The organism is Neobacillus sp. 19, assembly GCF_049463095.1.
In the GTDB taxonomy this organism is placed as follows: domain Bacteria; phylum Bacillota; class Bacilli; order Bacillales; family Cytobacillaceae; genus Neobacillus.
Map to the genome: position 1 here is coordinate 50,187 of NZ_JBMPZU010000027.1, position 9,622 is coordinate 59,808.

Annotated in this window: 8 protein-coding genes and 1 pseudogene; all 9 read right to left on the bottom strand. The window is 46.5% G+C overall.

What is annotated here, in order from left to right; genetic code table 11:
* Positions 1–214: 214 nt before the first annotated feature.
* On the bottom strand, positions 215–844 hold the full coding sequence (gene upp, locus ACO1D1_RS06400) for a uracil phosphoribosyltransferase (RefSeq protein WP_423335302.1): 630 nt from the start codon (positions 842–844) through the stop codon (positions 215–217).
* Positions 845–1,012: 168 nt separating this feature from the next.
* A complete protein-coding gene (locus ACO1D1_RS06405) occupies positions 1,013–2,896 on the bottom strand; it encodes an NTP transferase domain-containing protein (protein WP_423335303.1) in 1,884 nt (627 codons plus the stop codon).
* Between the two features lie 171 nt (positions 2,897–3,067).
* Complete coding sequence (gene glyA / locus ACO1D1_RS06410; protein ID WP_149872375.1) at positions 3,068–4,309, bottom strand: serine hydroxymethyltransferase; 1,242 nt, start codon at positions 4,307–4,309, stop codon at positions 3,068–3,070.
* Between the two features lie 280 nt (positions 4,310–4,589).
* Positions 4,590–5,156, bottom strand: a complete 567-nt coding sequence (locus tag ACO1D1_RS06415) for a TIGR01440 family protein (protein ID WP_149872376.1) — start codon at positions 5,154–5,156, stop codon at positions 4,590–4,592.
* A 16-nt stretch (positions 5,157–5,172) separates the two neighbouring features.
* Positions 5,173–5,619 (bottom strand): ribose 5-phosphate isomerase B, encoded by a 447-nt coding sequence (rpiB, locus tag ACO1D1_RS06420; protein WP_149872377.1) that lies wholly within the window; start codon positions 5,617–5,619, stop codon positions 5,173–5,175.
* Between the two features lie 181 nt (positions 5,620–5,800).
* On the bottom strand, positions 5,801–6,244 hold the full coding sequence (locus ACO1D1_RS06425; RefSeq protein ID WP_423335304.1) for a low molecular weight protein arginine phosphatase: 444 nt from the start codon (positions 6,242–6,244) through the stop codon (positions 5,801–5,803).
* Positions 6,245–6,506: 262 nt separating this feature from the next.
* Positions 6,507–7,997 carry a C39 family peptidase gene (locus ACO1D1_RS06430; protein ID WP_423335305.1) on the bottom strand — a complete coding sequence of 497 codons (1,491 nt, stop codon included), beginning with the start codon at positions 7,995–7,997 and terminating at the stop codon, positions 6,507–6,509.
* 112 nt (positions 7,998–8,109) lie between these two features.
* Positions 8,110–8,667: a manganese efflux pump MntP family protein gene (locus tag ACO1D1_RS06435; RefSeq protein ID WP_149872868.1), complete on the bottom strand. Its 558-nt coding sequence runs from the start codon at positions 8,665–8,667 to the stop codon at positions 8,110–8,112.
* 183 nt (positions 8,668–8,850) lie between these two features.
* Positions 8,851–9,622, bottom strand: a pseudogene (locus tag ACO1D1_RS06440) (L-threonylcarbamoyladenylate synthase); the annotation flags it as partial.

A 9,622-nucleotide genomic window follows, 5' to 3' on the forward strand; every position in this document is an offset into this window, starting at 1 on the left:
ATTTGGTTAATATAGTTTTTCAATTATCAGAAAAATATTTTTCGACACATACGACTCAGGAATTCCATTGGCAGTAAAAGGAAGTCTCCCCCTTATTCGACAAACTGAATATTATTATATTTTTAGGCAATAAAAAAAGCCGAGTAGGGTTCTACTCGACTTTTTCAAAAACTGATTTTTTTCCAACCTGCCGGCTGCCTCACCCAACAAGGGCCTATTTCGTTCCAAATAACCGGTCGCCGGCATCGCCTAGGCCCGGTACGATGTAGCCATGGTCATTCAATTTCTCATCCAAGGCGGCGATGTAAATATCGACATCCGGATGCTCGGCCTTTACTGCTTCAACGCCCTCTGGTGCGGCAATCAAGCACATGAATTTGATATGCTTCGCGCCGCGCTTTTTCAAGGCATGAATCGCATCAATCGCGGAACCGCCTGTTGCCAGCATCGGATCGACCACGATGAAATCGCGCTCCTCTACATCCGTTGGAAGCTTCACATAGTATTCCACCGGCTTTAATGTTTCCGGGTCACGGTATAAGCCGACGTGGCCTACCTTCGCCGCCGGCATGAGCTTCAACACTCCATCAACCATGCCGATCCCTGCCCGTAATATCGGCACCAGACCGATTTTCTTCCCAGACAATACCTTTGATTTTGTCTTGCATACCGGTGTTTCAATCTCGATATCTTCAAGCGGCATATCCCTTGTGATTTCAAACGCCATCAATGTTGCCACTTCGTCAACGAGCTCGCGGAACTCCTTCGTTCCCGTATTTATATCACGTATGTAAGTCAGCTTGTGTTGGATTAGTGGATGGTCGAAGACGTATACTTTTGCCACAATAATCGCCCCTTTTTTAAAAATTTATCATGCATTCGTCTCATTTTACAGAAAAAAAAGCCATAGAGCAACTCACGGCCCAGCCAAGATATAAAAAACTTGCCGACCATGCCGGCAAGTTTCATTTATGCGGCCCGAACGGGACCAATCAGCTTAACGCCTTTAACACTAAATTTTTCCAGGTTCCTCATGCCTCTTATACTGTCTGTCGTATTCCTGTAAATTGGCTTGGGCCCGAGTGAAGCGATTGTACGCATAGGAGCCAAAATCTTCTCCGCCTGCTTCCTTCATCAGCGCCCAGATCGTCCAGAGGAAATCAAGGAAGATCTTATTTAGTAACAGTTGCTGCAGGTTCTCACGCGTCACCGTTCCATTGAAGTACTGCAGTAAGAACAGCTTTTCCTCTTCCGGCGACAATTCGGCCTCAATAATATAGGCGGCGACATCCCATAGCGGGTCGTTCATGCCGGAAAATTCCCAGTCAATCAGGAACATTTTCTCTTCACCGCTTTTGACGAAGTTTTCAGCCAGCGGATCATTATGGCAAGGAACGAGCGGTACGTTTAACGATTTGTAGTAGGACTCAAGCTCAAGAACCTGCTGTTTTACAGCCTCGTGGCCATCAAACACTTCCCCGTTTAAATTCGCTAAAATCGTTTCATATTCAGTAATCTTTTCAAACACATTAAACCTGGCATTGAAGGTTTCACCAGATGTATGGAGACGGTTAAAAATTCCGGCAACCTGGATTAGGTTATCTTCCCTTGTCCCCGTCTTCGAATTCAGCGTTTCGGCATCCGGGATAAATCGGACAATCTTCAGGCCGGTATGTTCATTAAAATAAATGACCTCCGGATTAATCCCAAGCCTGCTGGTGATTTCCGAGTTGATTTTTTCATCGTGACGATTGATGTAATGTTCCGTGCCTTTCCCCGGGATCCTTGCAGCGAATTCTTGACTGCCGATAGTGACTTTAAAGTTGCGGTTCGTCAGGCCGCCAAGTGCTTCAATCGATGTAATCTCATCAATCGGTATCTCCAAGGCGGTTGCGATTACCTGCTTTAATTCGCGTTCCTTAAAGTCCGCTTCTTTCCGCATCAGCATCGGGTAGAACCTATCGACTACTTTAAAGTGATGCTCATAGCTATCAATTTCCGCCCACACTAAGTCAGGAATTTTATAAAAACCAACATTGATAATCCTGGATACATCGAGGAGGACATATTCGTAATTTACATACGGGTTTTTATTTTTCGCAAATAATTGCAGCATTTCCTTATACATATCGTAAGAAAATTTCGTGATACCCGTCATTTCTCCGTCAATTCGATTTAGTTGATGAATATCCTTGGAGATTTTATAAATATAATTGTTTTGAAGTTCAATAAAGGCTTCATCGCCTGAGCCGCTTTCTTTTGTTATCAGCAGGCAGTCGCGTTTCTCATGGTTCAGCAACTCAGTGATCGCTCTTTCCTCTACGAGAATATCATCCTCTACCAGAATAAAATCATCGGTGATTAGTTGCGACGCGGCCGCAAGGGAAGCCATGCTTCCGGTCCAATGGTATTTAGGATTTTCTACAAAATGAATGGCCTTGTTTTCCTTGAGAGACTTCATCTCGTCAAATACCTCTTTTTTATAGCCGGTGACGATGATTATTTTTTCAATCCCATTGTTTTCAAGGATGCTGATGGTTCTTTCCAAAAGGGTCGTGTCCTTGATTGGCAGCAAACAAACGGGAGTATCAAATTCCGTTTTTGCCCCAGCTGCGAGAATAACAGCCTGCTTCACTACTTTTCTCTCATGGTTATGAAGAATCACTTTTGACTCATGAAGTTGGTCCAGTTCCTCTTTTAAGAATTCCCTGCCCTTTTCGGTAACTTCATAATGATAGGTTCTTCCTTCTTTTTTTATGATGATCATATTTTCATCTGCTAGTTGATTGAGGGTGTAATTTACTTTTCCCACGGAAAGATGACTAATTTCCGCCAAAGATCTTTGGGAGATGGTTGGATTTTGTGTCAATACTTCTATTAATTGAAATCGATCCATAATTCGCCGCAGCTCCTCACTGTTCAATTATTGAACAGTCGAATCGTACCATATCGCCACCATTCTGTATAGTGGGAATTTTTTAAAAATAATGCTCAGGGGGCGCACCACACTTCATCTTTTTCAAAAAAAAAATCGACCCCCGTTGGACAGGAGGTCGATTTGCTTGAATTAATATTCTGGATATAGTGTAAATTTGCTTGTTAATGCTTCAACGCGTCCACGGGCTTCTTCAAGTTTCGCTTCGTCTTCGTGATTCTTCAATGTGAAAGCGATGATGGATGCGATTTCGTCCATATCTTCCAAACCGAAGCCGCGGCTTGTAACAGCTGCCGTTCCGATCCGGACACCGCTAGTGACAAACGGGCTTAGTGTTTCGTACGGAATCGTATTTTTATTAACCGTAATGCCGACTTCATCAAGTACCTTCTCAGCCACTTTTCCTGTAAGGCCAAGTGGCGTTACATCCACAAGCAATAAGTGGTTGTCCGTTCCGCCGGAAACAAGCTTAAGTCCTTCTTTTTGCAAACCTTCTGCAAGGCGCTTGGCGTTGTCAATAATATGCCCGGCATATACTTTAAAGTCATCCTGCAATGCTTCACCAAATGCTACTGCTTTTGCAGCAATCACGTGCATTAATGGACCGCCTTGAATACCAGGGAAGATCGATTTATCAATTTTCTTGCCGAATTCCTCTTTACACAGGATCATCCCGCCGCGAGGACCGCGCAATGTTTTATGTGTTGTTGTTGTGACAAAATGTGCATATGGTACTGGATTTGGATGCAGTCCAGCCGCAACAAGTCCGGCGATGTGTGCCATATCGACCATAAAGTAGGCACCGACTTCATCTGCAATTTCGCGGAATTTCGCAAAATCAATTTCACGCGGGTAGGCGCTGGCACCGGCAACGATTAACTTCGGCTTGTGTGTGAGTGCTTTTTCGCGAACATCTTCATAATTAATGCGGTGGGTCGTTTCATCGACACCATATTCAACAAAGTTATATTGAATACCGCTGAAGTTGACTGGGCTGCCGTGTGTTAAATGGCCGCCATGGGAGAGGTTCATACCGAGAACGGTATCGCCTTGCTCAAGGATGGTGAAGTAGACAGCCATATTAGCTTGTGCCCCTGAATGCGGCTGCACGTTCACATATTCCGCACCGAAAATTTCCTTCGCACGGTCGCGAGCGAGGTCTTCAACGATATCAACATATTCACAGCCGCCATAATAACGGCGTCCTGGATAGCCTTCTGCATATTTATTAGTTAACACAGATCCTTGTGCTTCCATTACTGCTTCACTGACAAAGTTCTCTGAGGCAATCAATTCGATTTTCGAGCGCTGACGACCTAATTCTTTCTGAATCGCTTTAAAAACGAGCTCGTCCGCTTGAGACAAATGCTTCATAATTCCTTCCCCCTTGTTATGTATGAAAAAGCAAGATTTTAGAAAATTCCCTTTTCATTTTAGCACGAAACAGATAGAAAAGGTATCGTTTTTCGTATTTTCCAGAACAAACAATAAAAACCGGTTTAGCAATCGGTTAATGTCCGGCGATTTCCGAACAATAATTTGGTTGTTGGTCGTAATGTTCGTATATAATCCAAAGCCAACTCTCACCCTGAAATGGTGCCTGACACCCTTTGCAACCCTCAGATAGGAGTATTGGTGCCTGACACCCTTTCCACTATGTGCAGCTGAGATTCTCGGTGTCTTTTTCGTAGATGGCTCTGGCGCCGCCGATTAGTTTGGGCCGTACTTTTGCTAAGGTGACATAGGCGTGGCCGACGGTTTTTTGCTTGACGCGGACCGGCACGGCGACATGCTTCAAGTGCATGCCGATTAAGGTGTGGCCAATATCAATTCCCGCGTCCGCCTTCACGAACTCTACTACGACGGCATCGTCCATATTCGCGAAAGCGAAGGTTGCCATGGCTCCTCCCGCTTTCCGGACAGGCACGACAGAAACTTCATCAAAACCGCGCTGTACGGCGACGGAGCGTTCGACAACCAATGCCCTGTTTAAGTGCTCACAGCATTGGAACGCCAAATGGATGCCTGTTTCTGCTTGTAGTTTTTTCAATTGGCGGAAAATCATTTCGGCTACCTCAAGAGTTCCAGAGGTTCCGATTCGTTCACCCATAACCTCGCTTGTACTGCAGCCGACGACCAGCAGCTGCCCCGGCTTCAAAGCTGCCTGCTCTTGAAAGTCTGATAAAATTGCCTCAAGTTCATTTTTCCAGTCTTGAATCATAAGCTTTGCCCTTCTTTCAAAGATGCTTATTCTCGTACTCCGTTACTTTTCCAACACGGCCGGCATGTCGTCCGCCTTCAAATTCCCCTTTTAGCCAAATTTCTGCGATATCACGAGCCAGCCCAGGGCCGATGACACGCTCGCCCAGTGCAAGCATATTTGAATCATTGTGCGCACGCGTTGCTTTGGCACTAAATGTATCATGGACAAGAGCACAGCGGATGCCTTTCACTTTGTTAGCGGCAATGCTCATGCCGATTCCCGTTCCACAAACCAAAATGCCGCGATCAAACTCACCGCTTGCTACCTTTTCAGCAACTGGCAGTGCGTAATCTGGAAAATCCACGGATGTTTCGCAATCACAGCCGAAATCCACATATTCAATCTGTAATTCATCTAATAATTCAGCGATAACTTTGCGAATATTGATACCGCCATGGTCTGAAGCTAATGCAACTTTCATTCTAAAAATCCTCCTAATCTGTTCAGTAAATTCTGCTTTCATTTTGACACATTGGCAAAAAGTTTTAAAGCTTTAAAGCAAAAGAAATGCTCCCTTTTTGAAGAGAGCTTGGATTGTTCAAAAATTTATTATTTTGCGTTTTACCTCAATGTTTGAAGGACCTTCCGCATTAGATCTCTTCCTACTGTTTTAGTTTTTCAATTGCCTTCTCAATTAATTCATTTAATTCGCGGTATGTGGCCTCATACATCCCAAGACTCCCGCCGTATGGATCGACGACATCAGGATCGAACGTTTCCTCGCTGCTGTATTCCTTTAACGTAAAGACCTTCACGACTGCCTGTGGGTATTGCTGCTGAATCGCGAACTTATGGGAGGCAGTCATCGTTAAAATCAGATCAGCCCATTCGACCTCAACATCCGTTAACAGGCTCGAACGATGGTTGTGTGAAAGCTTGTTATCGGTAAGCACCTGTTTTGCATGCGGCGATGCCTCATTGCCGGCTGCTGCATAAATTCCAGCCGATTTTACTTCGATTCCGGCGAGGTGCTTATTTTTCAAAATTGCCTCAGCCATTGGACTCCTACACGTATTTCCTGTACAAACAAACAAAACGCGCGGCACTTGTATGCCCCCTTTCCCTTAATTCCGAATTAACAGGTGCAAGCCCTGATGATAACCTTCACTATACTACAGAGATCCCCCACATTCAAAAAAAAGCCTCCCCCCGAACAAGTCGAATGAAAGCAAAAACTTGGTGCCTGACACCGTTAACCACACAGCGATAGGAGTATTGGTGCCTGACACCGTTAACCACTCCTCGATAGGAATAATGGTGTCAGGCACCGTCTACCAAAGCACCATCTACAAGGGCACGGTTTACCATTTAGCGATAGGTGATCGCTTGTTTGCCCATTTGTTCCCAGCCGCGATTGAAGGCGCTGATGGCTACTTTGCGGTTTTTGGTGGACAGTGGATCGTTGAAGTAAATATATTGGCTGTCATAGCCAGTGATCAGGACACTGTGTTCTTTATACGTAATGGAAATTTTCCCAGTCGGAGTGTTCCATGTCTGCCAATACTGTGATGGCACGGTATCGTACCATGAAGTGACAATCACCCATACTGGTTTTCCGTTATTTAAATGTTTGTATATCTCTTCAAAGTTCGAGCCGGTCAAATCCACCATCCGATTCGGCAAGTACTTTTCCCCCAGTTCCGCAATCGGACCGTGATAAACGCCGAGCCCCGGGCGGCTAAAGGAATACATATCGCCAACAAAGCCCGTATACGGGTTGCCGAAGTAAATTTGTCCATTTGTATTAGAATAAGGTGTCGGGTCTCTCCGCACCTGAGAAGCCAACGTCATTTTATTAGCCTTCACACCGGCATCCTGCAGCAGCATCGCAAGCGACGTCACTTCACAGCCGCGCGGCAGCTCCGGCATTTGCGCGATATGCGGTGCATCCAGTTCTACTGCTGAAACAGCCCCGCTTCCGCCAAGGTAGTACCAATCCCAGCCGCTCTTCATCCAGCCGGTTTTCATTGAACCATCAGCATTCAAGTAGTACCAATTTCCCCGGTCAAGTACCCAGCCGGTGGCCATATCCCCGTTCTGATTCAGGAAATACCATTTACCTCCAGACCAAATCCAGCCCGTCTTCATCGCCCCGCTGCCGTTTAAGTAATACCAGCGATTCGAGCTTTTCACCCAGCCGGTCAGCATCGCGCCGGACCCATTGAGATAATACCACTTGCCTTTGTCCAGCGCCCAGCCGGTGGCCATGACGCCATTCTGCTGAAGATAATACCATTTGCCGCCGGACCAAACCCAGCCCGTCTGCATCGCTCCACTGCTTTTTAAAAAATACCACTTGCCTTGATCAAAGAGCCAGCCTGTCTGCATCGCTCCTGTTTGATCAAGAAAATAGCGGCTGCCGTTATCGGTGATCCAGCCTGTTTGCATGTCGCCAGTTTGTCCATAGAAATACCAGCGCCCATTATTCAAAACCCAGCCGGTTAAAGCAACGGTTACCTCTATTGCATATGTATTTCCTGCCCCATCATCTGCCGTTATTTTCAGGATGGTGTTTGCAGGCTGCTTGGCAATCTCCAGCTCAAATCCGCCTTCCGCATTGGCTTGTGTTGAACTGAGAAGGGCGCCTATTTTGTTTTCCACCATAACACTTGCATTCGGGAATGTAATCCCTTTGATGACTGTCGTTTGATTGGTGACCTTCTCCACTAACTGAATTTGGACCTGATCATTGGCCGTCACAGTTGCCCCCGTTTCATCTGCTAATGCCAGCTTTGGAAAAATAGCTTGAGAGATGGCGATTAAAAAGATAAATAGCATCATCGATACTTTCCACTGCACTTGGTTTCCCTCCCCTAAATACTTTTTACGATTTTCATAGATTGGTATTATAAATATTACCAGTTCTATTCTACCATATTTAGGAAGGGTTTTCGAAAAATTCAGACTCCTCTTACCAAAATGGTGCCAGCAGCTTCAAGCCAAAGCCAAGTAAAATCGCGCCGCCTAGTGCCTCGCTGTAGGTCCCAAGCCAGCCTTGCACCTTTCTTCCAAGCAGCAGCCCGGCCCATGTTTGCACGGTGGCCACGATTCCGAAGCATAAAAGCACCATTATGGTTTTTGCTCCGTATATGCCTAGGGTTAAGCCCACGGAAAAGCTATCGAGGCTCACGCTTAAAGCAAATAACAATAAGCCGAAGCCAACGGGTGTAATGACTTTTTCGTCGCCCTTTTTTAGCGTCGACCATACCATTTGGATCCCCAATACAATCAGAAGTAAACCACCGATAAAGGTGGCAAATGCACCAAATTTCTCCGATAAAAATTTACCCGCAATTAAACCAACGAGCGGCATCCACACGTGGAATAAACCAATCGTAAGGCCAATATGAAAAATTTTCTTCAGCCTAAGGTTGTACATCCCCATTCCAAGCCCGACCGAGAATGCATCCATCCCCAGAGCAAATGCCATAATTACAAGTGTAACCACTTCACCAACCATCCCCGAAATCAACCTCCGCCCCCTTGGACTAACTAACCTAAGCATATGCACGTCCAAACCAATTTAGAAGTCACAAGCGGTGCCTGACACCATAAACCACCTAACGACACTAGAAAGATTAAAAATGGTGCCTGACACCGTTAACCATCTATCTATAGTAGATAGGGGATAAACGGTGTCAGGCACCAGTGGTTATTCTGTAATGAGTTTGTGTCCGGCTGCTTTTTGCAGGCGGTTCATGATGGCGTAGCCGACGCCGTCAGCGGGGAAGGTTTCGCTAAAGATGATGTCGACGTTTTCTTGATTGAATCTGCGAAGCGTATCGTAAAGCGCGGCAGCAACCGTTTCAAGCTCCGCACGCCTTCCGCAGGCAAGTACTAGATCCGCATCATACCCGGATACATTCTCCTCCGTCGTTAGTACCCCGACCCTGAGTCCGGCCGAACGCTTTTCAGCTACCAAACTTTGAAGAAATTCCGCAGTCCCTGACACCATAAAAAGCGGGGCATTCGGCGCGTAGTGACGATATTTCATTCCCGGAGCCTTTGGCCGGGCGGCTTCGTCCGACAAAGCGGCATCGACGCGAACTTCTCCAATCACGGCTTCAAGCTGCTCCTTTGTCACCCCGCCCGGCCTTAAAATCACCGGCACTGCCTCCGTGCAATCCACAACGGTTGATTCGACGCCGACCCCTGTTGCGCCGCCGTCAAGCACACCGGCAATTTTTCCGTTTAAATCATCCAATACATGCGCGGCGTTCGTTGGGCTTGGTTTGCCCGAACTGTTGGCACTTGGCGCAGCAATCGGCAGTCCGCAGACCTTCAACAGCGCCAGCGCCAGCGGATCGTCCGGCATGCGCACCGCAACCGTATCGAGTCCTGCTGTGGCTTCTCCGACAAACGCCCTCTTTCTTTAAAAATAATCGTCAGCGGGCCAGGCCAAAATGCGTTCATCAGCGTTTCGG

Coding starts and splice junctions, on each gene's coding strand:
- ACO1D1_RS06405 (WP_423335303.1), bottom strand. CDS start 2,896: ATGGATCGATTTCAATTAATAGAAGTATTGACACAAAATCCAACCATC.
- ACO1D1_RS06415 (WP_149872376.1), bottom strand. CDS start 5,156: ATGATTCAAGACTGGAAAAATGAACTTGAGGCAATTTTATCAGACTTT.
- rpiB (WP_149872377.1), bottom strand. CDS start 5,619: ATGAAAGTTGCATTAGCTTCAGACCATGGCGGTATCAATATTCGCAAA.
- glyA (WP_149872375.1), bottom strand. CDS start 4,309: ATGAAGCATTTGTCTCAAGCGGACGAGCTCGTTTTTAAAGCGATTCAG.